The organism is Epibacterium ulvae (assembly GCF_018678075.1).
GTDB lineage: Bacteria > Pseudomonadota > Alphaproteobacteria > Rhodobacterales > Rhodobacteraceae > Epibacterium > Epibacterium ulvae_A.
Genome location: NZ_JAHHIR010000062.1, coordinates 1 through 16669, shown reverse-complemented (window position 1 = coordinate 16669; position 16669 = coordinate 1). Strand labels below are relative to the sequence as shown.

The 16669-nt window shown below is 58.6% G+C and carries 14 protein-coding genes and 1 tRNA gene; 9 read left to right on the top strand and 6 right to left on the bottom strand.

The features are described 5' to 3' along the window. Positions 1-29 precede the first annotated feature (29 nt). The 3 genes from KMP13_RS14535 (at position 30) to KMP13_RS14525 (ending at position 3914) form a co-directional block, all read left to right on the top strand. On the top strand, positions 30-884 hold the full coding sequence (locus KMP13_RS14535) for an ABC transporter ATP-binding protein (RefSeq protein WP_215266651.1): 855 nt from the start codon (positions 30-32) through the stop codon (positions 882-884). 14 nt (positions 885-898) lie between these two features. Further along, positions 899-2095, top strand: a complete 1197-nt coding sequence (locus KMP13_RS14530; protein ID WP_215266649.1) for a phenylacetate--CoA ligase family protein — start codon at positions 899-901, stop codon at positions 2093-2095. Between the two features lie 142 nt (positions 2096-2237). After that, complete coding sequence (locus KMP13_RS14525) at positions 2238-3914, top strand: ABC transporter permease (RefSeq protein ID WP_215266647.1); 1677 nt, start codon at positions 2238-2240, stop codon at positions 3912-3914. Between the two features lie 76 nt (positions 3915-3990). Here KMP13_RS14525 and KMP13_RS14520 read toward each other — a convergent pair whose 3' ends face one another. From KMP13_RS14520 to KMP13_RS14510, 3 genes are all read right to left on the bottom strand, one after another. Then, entirely contained in the window at positions 3991-5004 is a 1014-nt protein-coding gene (locus KMP13_RS14520; protein WP_215266646.1) for an extracellular solute-binding protein, read from the bottom strand. Positions 5005-5208: 204 nt separating this feature from the next. After that, complete coding sequence (gene ykgO, locus KMP13_RS14515; protein WP_005648635.1) at positions 5209-5334, bottom strand: type B 50S ribosomal protein L36; 126 nt, start codon at positions 5332-5334, stop codon at positions 5209-5211. An 87-nt stretch (positions 5335-5421) separates the two neighbouring features. After that, positions 5422-5496, bottom strand: a tRNA-Val gene (locus KMP13_RS14510). A gap of 157 nt (positions 5497-5653) precedes the next feature. Between KMP13_RS14510 and KMP13_RS14505 the strand changes: the two genes are divergently transcribed. Beyond that, on the top strand, positions 5654-6514 hold the full coding sequence (locus KMP13_RS14505; RefSeq protein WP_215266645.1) for an N-formylglutamate amidohydrolase: 861 nt from the start codon (positions 5654-5656) through the stop codon (positions 6512-6514). A 10-nt stretch (positions 6515-6524) separates the two neighbouring features. Here the strand turns inward: KMP13_RS14505 and KMP13_RS14500 are convergent, their stop codons facing one another. After that, complete coding sequence (locus KMP13_RS14500) at positions 6525-7778, bottom strand: DNA polymerase IV (RefSeq protein WP_215266644.1); 1254 nt, start codon at positions 7776-7778, stop codon at positions 6525-6527. A gap of 83 nt (positions 7779-7861) precedes the next feature. On the opposite strand from KMP13_RS14500, the gene KMP13_RS14495 reads away from it, so the two are divergent. After that, complete coding sequence (locus KMP13_RS14495; RefSeq protein ID WP_215266642.1) at positions 7862-8281, top strand: NUDIX hydrolase; 420 nt, start codon at positions 7862-7864, stop codon at positions 8279-8281. 399 nt (positions 8282-8680) lie between these two features. On the opposite strand, the gene pyrF is transcribed toward KMP13_RS14495, so the two are convergent. Further along, positions 8681-9409, bottom strand: a complete 729-nt coding sequence (pyrF, locus tag KMP13_RS14490; RefSeq protein ID WP_215266640.1) for an orotidine-5'-phosphate decarboxylase — start codon at positions 9407-9409, stop codon at positions 8681-8683. A gap of 241 nt (positions 9410-9650) precedes the next feature. On the opposite strand from pyrF, the gene clpB reads away from it, so the two are divergent. Further along, complete coding sequence (gene clpB / locus KMP13_RS14485; RefSeq protein WP_215266639.1) at positions 9651-12269, top strand: ATP-dependent chaperone ClpB; 2619 nt, start codon at positions 9651-9653, stop codon at positions 12267-12269. 72 nt (positions 12270-12341) lie between these two features. On the opposite strand, the gene KMP13_RS14480 is transcribed toward clpB, so the two are convergent. Further along, on the bottom strand, positions 12342-12821 hold the full coding sequence (locus KMP13_RS14480) for a fasciclin domain-containing protein (RefSeq protein ID WP_215266638.1): 480 nt from the start codon (positions 12819-12821) through the stop codon (positions 12342-12344). A gap of 304 nt (positions 12822-13125) precedes the next feature. Here KMP13_RS14480 and KMP13_RS14475 point away from each other — a divergent pair, with 304 nt between their 5' ends. The 3 genes from KMP13_RS14475 to msrQ all read left to right on the top strand — a co-directional run bounded on the left by KMP13_RS14475 (position 13126) and on the right by msrQ (position 16223). Then, on the top strand, positions 13126-14616 hold the full coding sequence (locus tag KMP13_RS14475; protein WP_215266636.1) for an FMN-binding glutamate synthase family protein: 1491 nt from the start codon (positions 13126-13128) through the stop codon (positions 14614-14616). 72 nt (positions 14617-14688) lie between these two features. After that, positions 14689-15600, top strand: coding sequence for a protein-methionine-sulfoxide reductase catalytic subunit MsrP (gene msrP / locus KMP13_RS14470; protein WP_215266634.1), 912 nt, complete (start codon positions 14689-14691; stop codon positions 15598-15600). Between the two features lie 2 nt (positions 15601-15602). Then, a complete protein-coding gene (gene msrQ / locus KMP13_RS14465; protein ID WP_215266729.1) occupies positions 15603-16223 on the top strand; it encodes a protein-methionine-sulfoxide reductase heme-binding subunit MsrQ in 621 nt (206 codons plus the stop codon). Positions 16224-16669: the final 446 nt, after the last annotated feature.

Below are 16669 nucleotides of genomic sequence, written 5' to 3'. Positions count from 1 at the left end.
GCCGGGGTATCCAGAGGCGAGGAGGACACATGTTGGACATTGCACAGGCTGAGGACGGTGCCAAAACCGATGATGAGGCGCAGACGTCACTGCTCGACGTGAATAATATCGAGGTGATCTATAACCATGTGATCCTGGTGCTGAAGGGTGTGAGCCTGTCGGTCCCCGAAGGGGGCATCACCGCGCTTTTGGGCGGCAATGGCGCGGGCAAGACCACAACGCTCAAGGCGATTTCCAACCTGTTGCAGTCCGAGCGGGGCGAGGTGACCAAGGGCACGGTGAATTACCGTGGTCAAAACGTGCACCAACTGGACCCGGCGGCCCTGGTCAAACGGGGTGTGGTTCAGGTGATGGAAGGGCGCCATTGTTTCGAGCATCTGACGGTCGAGGAAAACCTGCTGGCCGGCGCCTATACCCGCAGCGATAGCGCCGCCGAGGTGAAGCGCGATCTTGAGATGGTGTATTCCTATTTTCCCCGTCTGAAAGAGCGCCGCAAAAGCCAGGCTGGATATACCTCGGGCGGTGAGCAGCAGATGGTTGCAATGGGCCGCGCCTTGATGAGCCGGCCAGAGACGATCTTATTGGATGAGCCGTCCATGGGCCTGGCACCGCAACTGGTTGAGCAGATCTTTGAAATTGTCAAAGCAGTGAACGAGCAGGAAGGCGTGACGTTTCTGCTGGCGGAACAGAATACCAGTGTCGCGCTTAGGTATGCGCATTACGGCTACATCCTGGAATCAGGCCGTGTGGTGATGGATGGCCCGGCGGCCGAGCTGCGGGAAAACCCGGACGTCAAAGAGTTCTACCTCGGCATGTCCGAGGAGGGCCGCAAAAGCTTTCGCGATGTGCGGTCGTATCGGCGGCGCAAACGGTGGTTGAGTTGAGGGGGACAGATCGTATGGAATTTTTTGACACGTTGGAAACCCGGTCAAAAGACGCGCGTCATGCGGATCTGTTGGCAGGGGTGAACCAGCAGATTGCCTATCTGTGCAACACCCCCGGCGCTTATTTGCAGGATGTGGCCCCGCTGGCGGATCTTGGGGAACTCGCGCGCCTGCCGGTCTTGCGCAAAGCGGATCTAGTGCGGGCCCAAAAGGACAATCCGCCCTTTGGCAATGTGCCGGTGGGCGATATCCTGCATGTGTTCCAATCGCCGGGTCCGATTTATGAACCCGGTAGCGCGGGCCATGATTGGTGGCGGTTGGGTCGATTTCTGCATGCCGCCGGAATTGGCCAAGGGGATGTGATCCAGAACTGCTTTGGCTATCATCTGACGCCGGCCGGCATGATCTTTGAAAGCGGTGCGCGCGCAGTGGGGGCACGGGTTTTGCCCGCGGGCACCGGTCAGACCGAATTGCAGGTGACCGCGGCGCGCGATGTTGGGGCGACTGCCTATGCCGGGACGCCGGATTATCTGAAAATCATCCTCGACAAGGCCGATAGCATGGGGGTGCAGCTGGGTATTTCCAAAGCCGTTGTGGGCGGCGGCGCGCTGTTTCCCTCCCTGCGCCAAGAATACGCCGACCGTGGGATCACGTGTTTGCAGAACTATGCAACCGCCGATCTGGGTAATATCGCCTACGAAAGCCCGGCGATGGAGGGGTTGATCGTCGACGAACATGTGGTGGTAGAGATCGTGACGCCGGGCACCGGCACCCCGGTTGTGCCGGGTGAGGTCGGAGAGGTCGTTGTGACCTCGCTCAACCCTGACTATCCGTTGGTCCGCTTTGCCACCGGTGATCTGAGCGCGGTGTTGGCGGGGGTGTCTCCGTGTGGGCGGACGAATGTGCGGATCAAAGGCTGGATGGGGCGCGCCGATCAAACGACCAAGATCAAGGGGATGTTTGTGCGCCCTGAACAGGTTGCGGTGCTTGTCGACAAACATAGCGAGATCCAGCGCGCGCGCGTCATTGCCAGCCGCGAAGGTGAGATGGACCAGATGACCGTGCAGATCGAGGCCGAGGGCGGCGATCAGATGCAATTTGCCCGCTCCGTTGTCGAAGTCCTCAAGCTGAAAGGGCAGGTCGAAGTGGTCGCCCCTGGCGCGCTGCCGCGTGACGGTCTGGTGATCGAGGATCAGCGGGTTTACGATTGATCGCTGATGCATGGCGGCGTGACCAAAGCGTGGCCATGCGACATTGCACATGGGCCCTGCATGGGTTTCCGGCTGGTATTCCTGACGATATTGGTAGAAATAGGGTCACCATCTGACACCAGACTGATATCGGGGCACGTGCATGACCGCCACAGATACCGAAAAGACATATGCCGCCCATGGGCGCCGGGGCGGCTCTCGTGCGGGTTCTGGCGCGTTCAAGGCGGTCGGTCTGGTGATTGCCGCCGCCTGTTTGCTGCCGATGGTCGCTGTTTTGTTGGCGGCTTTGACCGGCGGCTTTGATGCGGTTGGCCATCTGGCAGAGACGGTTTTGCCCCGATACGCCGGGACAACAGCGGCCTTGGTCGCCATGGTTGGGATCGGCACATTTGCCATTGGGGTCGGTGCCGCCTGGTTGGTGACGATGACGCGTTTTCCGGGCGTGCGCCTGTTTGAAATGCTGTTGGTGCTGCCGCTGGCCTTCCCGGCCTATGTTCTAGCTTATGCCTATACACATGTGTTGGACCACCCCGGTATCGTTCAAGCGACGTTGCGCGATTTCACCGGCTGGGGGCCGCGCGAGTATTGGTTCCCGGAAATCCGGTCTCTGCCCGGCGCGGCGGTGATGCTGGTTCTGGTGCTTTACCCTTATGTCTATCTGCTGGCGCGGGCGGCGTTTTTGCAGCAGACCGCAGGCGCGTTTCTGGCGGCGCGCGCGCTTGGCAATACCTCGCTGCAGGCGTTCTGGCGTGTCAGCCTGCCGATGGCGCGCCCGGCGATTGCCACCGGTGTTTTGCTCGCGATCATGGAGACGGTCGCGGATTTTGGTACAGTGTCCTATTTCGGGGTGCAGACCTTTGCCACCGGGATCTACACCAGCTGGTTTTCCCTGGCCGACCGTACAGGGGCCGCACAATTGGCGCTGTGCCTTCTGGCGTTTTCCCTGATGCTGTCGGTGGGAGAGCGCGTCAGCCGGGGCCGCGCGCGCTATCACCAAGCTGGCAAACAACATACCAAGATGCCCCCGGCCGAACTGTACGGCCTGCGCCGAGTTGCGGCCTGGGTGCTGTGTGGCCTGCCGATCCTGTTCGGCTTTGTCCTACCAGTGATCATTCTGGTCAATATGGGGCTCGAGTCCGAACAAAACCTGCTGAGCCGCCGCTATGTGCGGTTTCTCCAGAACTCTCTGACCTTGGCGGGAACGGCGGCGCTGATCACTGTAGTCGCGGCGGTCTGTCTGGGCGTGTACCAGCGGTTGCAGCCGGGGCGTCTGTCGTCCGGCGCGTCCTATGTGGCGCGGCTGGGGTATGCGGTGCCGGGCGGGGTGATCGCGGTTGGGCTGATGGTGCCGTTTGCGGCGTTCGACAATGCGCTCGATGCCTGGATGCAGGCGACATTTGATATTCGCACCGGGTTGTTGGTGACCGGATCGATCTGGCTGTTGGTTGCGGCCTATATGGTGCGGTTCCTGTCCGCCGCGCTTGGCGCATACGAAGGCGGGCAGTCCACGGTTCATGCCAATATGGATGCAGCGGCGCGCTCGCTGGGCCAATCCCCCATTGGGTTGTTGCGCCGGGTGCATTTGCCCTTGTTGACGCCCAGCCTGCTGACCGCGCTATTGATTGTCTTTGTCGATGTGATGAAAGAGCTGCCCGCGACCCTGATCATGCGCCCGTTCAACTATGACACGCTGGCGGTACAGGCCTATCGGTTGGCCTCGGACGAGCGGCTAGAAGGGGCGGCGGTGCCGTCGCTGGTGATTGTCGCCGTTGGCCTGATCCCGGTTATGCTGATCTGCCGACAGGTCGGTCGGCGCTGATCCAAAGCCGCCGTGTGGGCACGAAAAAGGCGCAGGGTGAACCGCGCCTTTTCACTGGTTAAACCGTGGAAGTGGATTACTTCCAATTCACCTCGTTAAAGATCTTCTGTGCGGTTGGGATGTTCTTGGCCACGTCCGACAGGATCACATCGTCGGCTTTGAACGCACCCAGTTTCGCAACGCTTGGGGCCAGTTCAACACCTGCCACAACCGGGAATTCATCGTTGCCATTCGAGAAATACTGCTGCGCCGAGTCAGAGGCGAGGTATTCGAGGAATTTGACAGCGTTGTCCTTGTTCGGGGCATTGGCGGCAATGCCGGCGCCGGACAGGTTCATATGCGCGCCTTCGCCTTCTTGCGAGGGGAAGGTCCAGCCGATGCTGTCGATGTGATCGGACACGCCTTTGACGTCTTTGCGGATCGCGCGGGCAAAGTAATAGGTGTTGGAGACTGCAATTTCACATTCGCCAGAGACGACGCCGCGCAGCTGGTCTGTATCACCACCTTGGGGGTCACGCGCCATGTTGGCTACGATGCCAGCGGCCCAGTCTTTGGCAACGTCTTCACCGTGGTGGGTCACGATCGAGGCCAGTAGGGTCTGGTTATAGCTGTTGGTGGACGAGCGGATGCAGACCAGACCTTTGTATTCCGGCTTGGCCAGATCCAGATAGGTGGCCGGCGGGGTGGCGACGTCTGCTTTGTCAAAGAAGATGATGCGCGAACGCTGGGAGAAGCCGAACCACTGGTTGTCGGCGTCTTGCAGGTTGGCGGGGATCTTTTCTTCCAGCACGGCGTTGTCGATGGCTTGCAGCACGCCTGCGTTTTTGGCACGGGCCAGACGCGAGGTGTCGACGGTCAGCAGGATATCGGCGGGAGAGTTCGCACCTTCGGCTTCCAAACGGGCGAGCAATTCGTCCGCTTTGCCTTCGATCCGGTTGATCGTGATGCCGGTGGCCTCTTCGAAATCCGAATAGAGACGTTCATCGGTGTCATAGTGGCGTGAGGAATAAAGGTTCAGCTCACCTTCGGCAGCGGCTGTGGTTGCGATGGCAGCGGTCAGTGCGCCCAGGAAAATCGATTTTGTGGTCATCTTATGTGCGTCCCGTATGCGGAAGAATTCTGACGGGATTAACCCGACTGAAAAAGTCAATTAAAGGTTTTTACGAGAGATGCAAATGAAATCCAACAATAACACTCGGAATAATCCTGTGCGCTTTGTCGTAGCCCATGGGGACAAAACAAAAAAAGACCGCATCGGGTGATGCGGTCTTTTTAAAATTCCGTAGCGTGGATCTTAACCCTGGCGCGCTTTAAACTTGCGCTGGGTTTTGTTGATCACATAAACGCGGCCCTTGCGACGCACAACGCGGCAATCACGGTGCCGGTTCTTGAGCGAGCGGAGCGAGTTCTTGACCTTCATGGCCTCTCTCCTGTTCCTGCGGCGCGCGAACCAGCGCCTGGGTTAACGGGTGTCGTGATCTGGGATCAGATCAAAACAATGAAATCATGGTGGGCGATACAAGGTTCGAACTTGTGACCCCTTCGATGTCAACGAAGTGCTCTACCACTGAGCTAATCGCCCCTGATTACCTGCACTTCACTGCCCCCTCAAAGTAAAGGGGCGCGGAGATCCGCGCCGGTGAAGGGGTCTATAATAAGAGTCGCACGAGGGCGCAAGAGCTTTTGGCAAAGGAAATTCCGGTCTAAGGTGTTTCTTGTAACAAATTTTCGGAGTCGGAATGACGGATACTGCTTTTCATTTGGAAATGCCGCGCGTTCTGCGGTCCGGGGTGGTTTTTGCCTCCCCGCACAGCGGCGATCATTACCAGGAAAGCTTTCTGAAACAGTCCGTTTTGGACGATTTGCAGATTCGCAGCTCGTCCGACGCGTTTGTGGATCAATTGTTTGGCGATGCGCCACGTCTGGGGGCGCCTTTGTTGGTGGCCACGGCGCCGCGGGCCTATGTGGATTTGAACCGCGCACCGGATGAATTGGATCCGGCTTTGATTCTGGATGTGCAGAAAAAGGGGCAGAACCCGCGCATCGCCTCTGGGCTGGGGGTGATTCCACGGGTGGTGGCCAATGGGCGGTCCATTTATTCCGGCAAACTACCCCGCAGAGAGGCTGAACGGCGGCTTGATAAATACTGGCACCCCTACCACACACAGCTCAACCATCTGTTGTTGCGGGGAAAACGCCGGTTTGGCGCGTCGGTTCTGATCGATTGCCATTCGATGCCCCATGAAGCTATCGGAGAGCCGCATCTGCGCAACACCCGCAAGCCCGAGGTCGTTTTGGGAGACCGTTTTGGCGCCTCCTGTAGTGGTGAGGTGATGGAACAGGTCGAATCGGCCTTTGAACGTGCGGGGCTGACGGTTGCGCGCAATGCGCCCTTTGCCGGGGCCTATATTGCGCAGACCTATGGCCGTCCGTCCCACAATCAGCACGCCGTCCAGGTTGAGATCGACCGGTCCTTATACATGGACGAAGATAGGATCGAACCGCACCGCGGATTTGAGGACCTGCGCGCAGTTCTGGCTGAGGTGACGGCCGAGTTGATTGCGATGGGGTTGGACCAGCGGCCAATCGCGGCGGAGTAGCATCCAGGCGTCAGCGCAGCGCGCGCCCTTTGAGAATCGCACCTTCACCGAATTTCTGGCGAATCTTGTCTGCGGCACGTTCTGCATCGGCGCGTTGTCCGGCCTGAGGGTCCAAAAGATCTGCGGTCATATCGGCCTGGGTTTCCGGCACCAGATCAGAGATGCCACAGCCAATCAGACGAAACGGTCCTTCATCGACCGCGTGCTCCAACAATTCACGCGCCGTGCGGTAGATCTGATCTGCGATCTGGGTGGCATCTCGCAAGGAGGTGCGGCGGGTCAGCGCGGAATGGTTGGCGCGTTTCAATTTCAACGTCACCACACGCCCGGCCAGCGCGCGGGCCTTGGCGCGGTCGGCGACCTTTTCCGCCAGCCGCCACAGATGCCCGTCCAGTGTTTTCATGTTCTGGGTGTCTTCAAAAAACGTGGTCTCGTTTGAGATAGACTTTAGCGGCGTACGCGATGACACCCGCCGGTGGTCTTGTCCACGGGCCAAATGATACAGACGATCGCCCATGCTGCCGAAGCGGTTTATCAGATCCTGCTGCTCCCAACGCAGCAGATCGTTGAAGGTGCGAATCCCGGCCTTGTCCAGCGATTCCTGTGCGGCCGGGCCAATGCCCCAGATCAGCCGGACCGGTTTGTCGCGCAAGAACGTCTGTGTTTCCGCCTTGCCAATCACCGAAAACCCGCGGGGTTTGTCGAGGTCTGACGCGACCTTGGCCAGGAATTTATTGTGGCTCAACCCGATGGAGCCGGTAATGCCCAGCTCGTCCTTCATCCGTTTGACCAGCCGCGCCAACATGACGGCGGGCGGGGCCCCGTGCAGTTTTTCGGTGCCGGTCAGATCCATAAAGGCTTCGTCCAGCGACAGGGGTTCAATCACCGGTGTCAGCTCATCCATCAGTGCGCGCACCTGGCGGCTGACCTCGACATAGGCTTGCATCCTTGGTTTCACGACCACCGCATCGGGGCAGAGTTTGAGCGCCTGAAACATTGGCATGGCCGAACGCACACCACGGATGCGCGCCAGATAACAGGCGGTCGACACCACACCGCGTTTTGCGCCGCCCACGATCACCGGTTTGTCGGCCAGCTCTGGATTGTCGCGTTTCTCCACACTGGCGAAAAACGCATCGCAATCCATATGGGCGATCGACAGGTCAAACAGCTCCTCATGGGCAAGCACGCGCGGGCTGCGGCACTTGGGGCAGCGGCGGGCGGGAGCGATCAGGCTCAAACATTCGCGGCAAAGAGCGTGCATTGGGACTGCTGTCGGTTGCGGGATCCAGGTTCACATCCTATCTACCCTACACAGAAATGTCTTTAGCGATTACAGGGACAGCGATGTCATTTACGGGTGCAAAACTGGCTCTGTTTCTGGGGCAAAAACTGGTGGTCATCCTGCGCGATGACAAACCGGACATTCCATTTCCGGCCTTTTGGGATTTGCCCGGCGGCGGGCGCGAAGGTGATGAGAGCGCCAAGGCCTGCGCTTTGCGTGAAACCCATGAGGAAATCGGGTTGGAGCTGGAAGAGCTCGATATCGTTTGGGCGCGCGAATACAGGGGCGAAGCCGAGACCTCGTGGTTTTTTGCCGCGCATTTGCCGGAGGATGAGATCAGCAAGATCCAACTGGGCGATGAGGGGCAACGCTGGGAGATGATGACGCCCGAAGACTATTGCGCCCATCCCAAAGCGGTGCCCAATTTCAAGCTCAGACTGCAGGAATACCTGGACGCAAAGAGCGTTGAGATTTGGGATTGATGGTGGATTTGCACTTGCTGGACCGCTCCAAAACAAAGTCCCCCGCAGATGCGGGGGAAAGTTGACGGGCTACAGGAAGAACAACCCGTCAGGGGAGTGTCCTAACCATAGGATCCTGTATTTTCTCGATTTCGCAAAGGTTTGCGGGTGGTGAATCTATGGGGGAAGAATCGCTTGTGCTTTTAAAGTCACAGGCAAATTTTTTACGAGACCTGAACGAATCCGGAAAAACCTCACGTTCCCAATTGGTTGACGTAATTGCCGCAAACGTCAACTGTTGTGATGTGAGCGGATCTTGGCCGTCGGGAAAATATTTCTCGTCGGCGCGAATTTAAGCGAATTCATTTCCAAAACGTTAATGGGCGGGGGTCCGTTGAATTAGGGAACTCGCAGCCAGTTTTAGCGGTTTGGGTTTTGCGCCTGTGGGCTTGCCAATTCTGCCAGGATCGCAGCGGCGGCCGCTTGGGGATCTGCGGCTTGCCAGACCGGGCGGCCGACCACAATGTGATCTGCACCATCGGCAATGGCATTGGCAGGTGTTGCCACCCGTTTCTGGTCACCAAGGTCAGCACCAACCGGGCGCACGCCGGGGGTGACGATCAATTTGCCTTCTGCTTCGGGCAGGGCGCGGATCAATGCGGCCTCTTGCGGGCTGGCGATGACGCCATCTGCCCCAGCAGCCAGGGCATTTCCGGCCCGTTCGACCACCAGATCCTTGATCGCACCGTCCTTGATCAACGCGCCGTCCAGATCCTGACGATCCAGCGAGGTGAGGATGGTCACCGCGAGGATTTTCATATCCTTGCCACCCGCGCCTTCTTTGGCGGCTTTGACCACATATGGGTCGCCGTGCACGGTCAGGAAATCCAGATCAAACTGCGCCAGACCGCGCACCGCGTTCTCCACCGTCGCACCAATGTCGAACAGTTTCATATCCAGAAAGATGCGCTTGCCGTGTTCCTGTTTCAGCTCATTGGCCAGCGCCAACCCGCCACCGGTCAACATGCCCAGGCCGATCTTGTAGAATGAAACCGCATCGCCGATCTGCTCGGCCAGTTTCAATCCCGACAGCGCATCGGGCACGTCCAAGGCGACAATCAGGCGGTCGTCTGCTGTGGTCTGGGTCATTATACTACACTCCGGTCTGGTGGGGATCTGCGCCGTTCTAATGCTGGGACGCACAGCTGAAAACCCCCGAATCCCAGTGAGTCCCTGCGAATTTGCGCCAGATCAGGGAAATCTAAGCGAATTTGGCGCATAGTCTTGAAGTGGCGGGGAATCTGCCCAAATCTGAGGGTGAGGCCCGAACCGGGACGTGCTGCCAAGCGGGCGTTCCAAGTGATCCGGGCGCTTGAAAAAGGAGAACGTGATGGACTTGAACAAGTTCACTGAGCGGGCACGCGGTTTTGTGCAAGCGGCGCAGACAATTGCCCTGCGCGAAGGGCACCAACGGATGGTGCCGGAACATTTGCTAAAAGCAGTGATGGATGATGATCAGGGGCTGTCCAGCAACCTGATTTCGCGGGCAGGCGGCAACCCTGGCCGCGTGGCAGAGGCCGTGCAGGCGGCCGTTGATAAACTCCCCAAGATCTCGGGCGATGCAGGTCAGATCTATATGGATGGCCAAACCGCCAAAGTTCTGGATGAGGCCGCCAAGATTGCCGAAAAGGCTGGCGACAGCTTTGTGCCGGTTGAACGCCTGTTGATGGCGCTGGCGTTGGTGAAATCCAAGGCCAAGGATGCGCTGGTGGCGGGCGACGTCTCGGCGCAGAAGCTGAATGAGGCGATCAATGACATTCGCAAAGGGCGCACCGCCGACAGCGCAACCGCCGAAGAGGGTTATGACGCGTTGAAGAAATACGCGTTGGATCTGACGGAACGGGCCCGCGCGGGCAAGATCGATCCGATCATTGGCCGGGACGAGGAAATCCGCCGCGCGATGCAGGTGCTGAGCCGCCGGACCAAGAACAATCCAGTGTTGATTGGTGAGCCTGGCGTGGGGAAGACCGCGATTGCAGAAGGTATGGCTTTGCGGATCGTCAACGGCGATGTGCCGGAATCCTTGCGCGACAAACAGCTGTTGTCGCTGGATCTGGGCGCCTTGATCGCCGGTGCGAAGTATCGCGGTGAATTTGAAGAACGGCTCAAGGCGGTGCTGACCGAGGTTGGCGAAGCCGCCGGTGAGATCGTGCTGTTTATTGATGAGATGCACACGCTTGTTGGTGCGGGTAAATCCGATGGCGCCATGGATGCGGCGAACCTGATCAAACCGGCGCTGGCCCGGGGTGAATTGCATTGTATCGGGGCCACCACCCTGGATGAATACCGCAAATATGTGGAAAAAGACGCAGCCCTCGCGCGGCGGTTCCAACCGGTTCTGGTAGAGGAGCCAACGGTTGAGGATACCGTATCCATTCTGCGCGGCATCAAAGAAAAGTATGAGCTGCACCACGGGGTGCGGATTGCCGATGCGGCGCTGGTTTCGGCGGCGACTTTGTCGAGCCGGTATATCACCGACCGGTTCTTGCCGGACAAGGCGATCGATCTGGTGGATGAGGCCGCAAGCCGTCTGCGGATGCAGGTCGACAGCAAACCCGAAGCGCTGGATGCGTTGGACCGGCAGATCCTGCAATTGCAGATCGAGGAACAGGCGCTGAAACTGGAAGAGGATGCGGCCTCCAAAGATCGGTTGGAACGCTTGCAAAAGGAACTGTCGGATCTGCAGGAGCAATCGTCCGAGATGACCGCGCAGTGGCAGGCGGAACGGGACAAGCTGGCCTCGGCCACGGTTGTGAAAGAGCAGCTGGATAAGGCGCGCGCCGATCTGGAAATTGCCAAACGCGAAGGCAATCTGGCCCGCGCAGGTGAGCTGTCTTATGGCGTGATCCCGACGTTGGAAAAACAGCTGGCCGAAGCGGATGGTAAGGAACAGCAGGGCCGTATGGTCGATGAGGCTGTGCGCCCGGAACAGATTGCTGGTGTGGTTGAACGCTGGACCGGCATCCCGACGTCGCGGATGTTGGAAGGCGAGCGTGAGAAACTGTTGCGGATGGAAGATGAGCTGCATGCGCGGGTCATCGGCCAGAACGCTGCCGTCACTGCTCTGTCCAACGCGGTGCGCCGCGCGCGGGCAGGTCTGAACGATGAAAACCGCCCGCTCGGCTCGTTCCTGTTTCTGGGGCCAACCGGCGTGGGTAAGACCGAGCTGACCAAAGCGGTCGCCGATTTCCTGTTTGACGATGACAGCGCCATGGTGCGGGTTGATATGTCCGAGTTTATGGAGAAACACGCGGTCGCCCGTCTGATCGGCGCCCCTCCGGGCTATGTCGGGTATGACGAAGGCGGTGTGTTGACCGAGGCCGTGCGGCGCAAACCCTATCAGGTTGTGTTGTTTGACGAGGTTGAGAAAGCGCATCCGGATGTCTTTAACGTCTTGTTGCAGGTTTTGGATGACGGCCAGTTGACCGACGGGCAGGGGCGGACGGTTGATTTCAAACAGACGCTGATCATCCTGACGTCGAACCTTGGTGCGCAAGCGTTGAGCCAGCTGCCCGAAGGGGCGGATGCGTCGGATGCCAAACGCGATGTGATGGACGCGGTCAAAGCGCATTTCCGGCCCGAATTCCTGAACCGGCTGGATGAGACCATCATCTTTGACCGTTTGGCGCGCGAGGATATGGACGGCATCGTCTCGATCCAGTTGGGGCGTTTGTTCAAACGTCTGGCCGGCCGCAAGATCGAACTGACCCTGGATGAGGCGGCCAAGACCTGGTTGGCCGATGAAGGCTATGATCCGGTCTTTGGCGCGCGGCCCCTGAAACGGGTGATCCAACGGGCGCTGCAAAACCCGCTGGCGGAGATGCTGCTGGCCGGGGACGTCAAGGACGGCGATGCAGTCACGGTTTCCGCCGGGAGCGAGGGTTTGGTGATTGGCGATCGTGTCGGCAGTTCCGAGCGACCGCGCCCGGATGATGCGGTGGTGCATTAAGCCCGAGACCGGTGTCCGATTTTAAACGAACAAAACGCGCCGAGGGTTCGGCGCGTTTTTCAGTGGGTCGCCTTATTTGGGCAGGATAACCTGATCAATCACATGGATCACCCCGTTTGAGGCCGCGATATCGGCCTGCACCACGGATGCGCCATCCACGGTGACACCGCCGGTGGTTCCGATGGTCACGTCACTGCCCTGAACGGTTGTCGCCATCATCCCATCGCTGAGGTCGGCGGCCATGACTTTGCCCGGAACCACGTGGTAGGTGAGGATGGAAACCAGCTGATCTTTGTTCTCCGGTTTCAGCAATGTTTCAACTGTGCCATCCGGCAGGGCAGCAAATGCGTCATCTGTTGGGGCAAAGACTGTAAAAGGCCCGTCCCCTTTGAGCGTGTCCACCAGTCCTGCGGCCTGAACCGCGGCAACCAATGTGGTAAAGCTTCCGGCGCCCACGGCGGTATCAACAATATCCTTGGAGTGCCCATCCGCGCAGGCGGGAAGAGCAAATACGGTTACAGCGCTCAGAGTCATAAAAGTACGGCGTAGCATGGGTGTTCTCCTGTTTGACCAAGATGCCTCCGGTTTGGAAGCAATGACGCAGCTACGGTGGATGGACCGCTTTGGTTCACATCTGCGCGCTAAAGTTCAGCTTGATTTCGCGGGGGTGCGCGCTAAGCCACGGAATGTTTTTTGGTCGACTCACATTTCTGTGATGCGCATTTCACTGTTTTGCGGGAATAACACAGTTGTGTGAGTTCTCTTTGGCGTTAGCGACCCGGTGCCCTTATCGACTGTATAAAGGATCGCAAGTTTGGGCCACGTGGACTGACGCGCAGCCCTGAAGGAGGACGCCATGGGTTTTGCCATGAACGCATTAGAAGTGCTGGTATATGTTTTTGTTTTAGCGATCGGTGCTTTGACGTTTGTGGGGCTGGGCCTCTTTGTCATTGACCGTCGCCAGACCGAGGACGCAATCCGTCGCAACTACCCGGTGATCGGGCGGTTTCGTCATTTGTTCTCTGAGCTGGGGGAGTTCTTCCGTCAGTATTTCTTTGCCATGGACCGCGAGGAGCTTCCCTTTAACCGGGCGCAACGCGATTGGGTGGGCCGTGCAGCCGAGGGCGAGGGGAACACAATTGCCTTTGGTTCTACCCGGAATATCGCCGTGCCGGGGACGCCGATCTTTGTGAATGCGCCCTTTCCGAAACTGGATGCGGATTTTGCCAAGACCGCGCCGTTGGAAATTGGTCCCACCGCGCGCATGCCTTATCATGCGCCCTCGATCTTCAATATCTCGGGGATGAGCTACGGCGCGTTGTCGAAACCCGCCGTGCAAGCGCTAAGCCGTGGTGCCAAGGAGGCCGGCGTCTGGCTCAATACCGGTGAAGGGGGGCTTAGCCCGTTTCATCTGGAGGGCGGCTGTGACATCGTCTTTCAGATCGGCACCGCCAAATACGGTGTGCGTCGCCCCGAAGGGGGGATCAGCGACGACAAGCTGCGCGCGGCAGCGGCCCATGATCAGGTCCGCATGTTCGAGATCAAACTGTCCCAAGGCGCCAAGCCGGGCAAAGGTGGCATACTGCCCGCCGCCAAGGTCAACGCAGAGATCGCCGCCATTCGGGGCATTCCCGAAGGCGAGGCCAGCATCTCTCCGAACCGCCACCCCGAGGTCGCCAGCTGGGATGATCTGCTGGATATGATCGCCCATGTGCGCGCGGTCACCGGCAAACCCGTGGGAATCAAAACCGTGGTCGGCGGTGAGGCGGTCATGCGTGAGATGTTCATGAACATTGCCGCGCGGGTTCAGGACGCGCCGGATTTCATCACCATTGATGGCGGCGAAGGGGGCACCGGGGCCGCGCCCATGCCCTTGATGGATCTGGTGGGCATGTCGGTGCGCGAAGCGCTGCCATTGGTGTGTAACCTGCGCGATGAATATGGGCTGCACGATCGCATTCGCCTGATTTCCAGTGGCAAGCTGGTGAACCCCGGCGATGTGGCCTGGGCTTTGGCGGCAGGCGCTGACTTTGTGACTTCGGCGCGGGGGTTCATGTTCTCCCTCGGCTGTATTCAGGCGCTCAAGTGTAACAAGAACACCTGCCCGACGGGTATCACCACCCATGACCCCCGGTTTCAAAAAGGTCTGGTGGTCGAAGAGAAATACAAACGCGTCGCCCGCTATGCCCAAGAACTGGTGCATGAGGTCGAAGTGATCGCCCATTCCGTCGGCGTCTCCGAGCCGCGCCAGATCCGCCGCCGCCATGTGCGGATCATGCAGGACGGCGGGTATTCGCGTCCTATGAACGAATTGATGCCAGGTTACAGTGCCGTCGCGGAGTCGTGACGGGATATGTTTTGAGGCCATTCTGGCCCCCGGCTTAAAAGATGCACCATATATAAGAAAAGGAGTGCGCCAGTGGCACACCGTTGGAAAAACAACCTGTCGGCCGATGACGTGACATCCGAAGCCCTGTTTTGGAACCGTCGCAAAATTCTGGCCGGGCTGGCTGGAAGCGGCCTTGCGGCTGCAACCGGGCAATCCGTTCAGGCCGCCGAAGGCGAGGCGCTGACCTCCAATACCTGGGAAGATGTGACCAGCTATTGCAACTTCTATGAATTCGGCACCGGCAAAAGCGACCCCTCGCTGTTTGCCCGCAAGATGACGACTTCTCCCTGGAGTGTTGAAATCGACGGGTTGGTCGAACGTCCCGGTGCCTATAGCTTTGACGATATCATGTCCGAGATGACCATCGAGGAGCGCATCTACCGGTTCCGCTGTGTTGAAGCCTGGTCGATGGTGGTGCCGTGGAACGGATTTGAACTGGCGGACCTGCTGAATCTTGCGGGCGTGCAGGATGGGGCGAAATACGTCTCCTTTGAAACGCTCTATCGGCCCAATGAAATGCCGGGCACGGTCTATCCGGTTCTGGACTGGCCCTACCGCGAAGGTCTGCGCCTGGATGAAGCGATGCACCCGCTGACCATGATGGCGACCGGGATCTTTGGCAAACCGCTGCCCAACCAGAACGGCGCGCCTTTGCGTCTGGTGGTGCCGTGGAAATATGGGTTCAAATCGATCAAGTCGATTGTGAAGATCACCCTGACCGACACCCAGCCCGAGACCAGCTGGAACATGGCCAATGCGCGTGAATACGGCTTCTACTCCAATGTGAACCCAAATGTGGATCACCCTCGTTGGAGCCAGGCATCTGAACGTGTGCTCGGTGGCGGCCTGTTTGCCAAACGTCAGGACACGCTGATGTTCAACGGTTACGAGGAAGAGGTTGCCCACCTGTACGACGGCATGGACCTCGCAAAGTTCAACTGATGATGACATCTGTAAAGGACCAGCTGAACAGGCTGGTCCGCACTGTTCCCACCTGGTGTCTGTATGTGCTTGGCGCTTTGCCCGCGCCCTGGCTGTTCTACCTTGGTCTGACCGGCGGGCTTGGCGTTGACCCAGTCAAGGCAATCGAGCACCGCTATGGGGAACTGGCGCTTCAGTTCCTGATTGCCTCGCTGGCGATTACTCCGCTGCGGCGTCACCTGGGCCTGAACCTGATCAAGTTCCGCCGCGCGCTTGGCCTTTTGTGTTTCTTCTATGTGTCCTGTCATTTGCTGGTCTGGCTGGTGCTGGACGTGCAGATCCTGGCGCAGATCCTCAAGGACATTGTCAAACGTCCCTATATCACCGTCGGCATGACCAGCTTTGTCCTGCTCCTGCCTTTGGCTGTGACCTCAAACAACGCCTCCATCCGCAAATTGGGGAATCGTTGGCGCAAATTGCACCGTTTGGCCTATCCAGCCGCGGTTCTGGGTGCGGTGCATTACATCTGGCTGGCAAAAGGCTTCCAGATCGAACCTTTGGTCTATCTTTTTGTGGTGATTTGCCTGCTGATTCTGCGCCTTCCCGGGCTAAAATCCGGAAAACGCCCGATTTCGGCAACCTGAGCGCCCTCAGTAGACGTCTTTTTTTAAGCAAAATGACGTCTGGATGAAAAAAATGCGAAATTACTGAATTTAGGGGTTGCGGGTATATTGGGTTGGGACTAGAACCCCCTTCACCGGCGGCGCTGAGGCGCTACGGGGCGCGGCGGAGACGCTGCGGGACACACCGGAGAGACGGTTGTGACGGGTCGGAAAGACGACTTTGACGCTCAGGATAGACTGGGGTGACGCTTAGGAAAGACTGAGGGACGCTCTGGAGAGACAGGGGCATTTGGATAAAGACTGAGGCGGTGGCGCAGGAAGATTTTGCGCAACGGTCTTGTTTTTGGCCTCTGGGTCTTTGAATTCTGAGTGTTGCTCTTTGACATTGTTGTATATCTGAAGAGATATGTGGGCGGTTTGGTTTATTTCGATGGATCAACGTCTGTATATCAACGCTAGTAGGGTTT